Origin of the sequence: Anaerococcus lactolyticus ATCC 51172 (assembly GCF_000156575.1) — a bacterium.
GTDB classification, from domain to species: domain Bacteria; phylum Bacillota; class Clostridia; order Tissierellales; family Peptoniphilaceae; genus Anaerococcus; species Anaerococcus lactolyticus.
On sequence record NZ_GG666134.1, the window covers coordinates 1 to 241 of the forward strand.

1 protein-coding gene is annotated in these 241 nt (G+C 66.2%); it reads left to right on the forward strand.

All coding sequences use genetic code 11. The features are described from left to right. Positions 1 to 83: 83 nt before the first annotated feature. Positions 84 to 241 (forward strand): hypothetical protein (locus HMPREF0072_RS11530; RefSeq protein ID WP_438829778.1); only part of this gene is annotated, 158 nt, incomplete at its 3' end.

Below are 241 nucleotides of genomic sequence, written 5' to 3' on the forward strand. Positions count from 1 at the left end.
CCTCCAAGCTGGTGTACGGCCTGCTGTCCGACAGCCGCTACGCCTACCGCCCNCGGGCGCTGGACGAGGCCACCTCCAAGGACGTGTTCAAGCGCTATCTGGAAACGCTGGACGGCGGCAAGCAGTACTTCACCCAGGCCGATGTGGCGCGCTTCGCACCGTTCGAGGCCAACATCTCCTCGGCCATCCGTGGTGGCGAGCTGGAGCCGGCGTTCCAGGTGTTCGCCGTCTACAAGCAGCG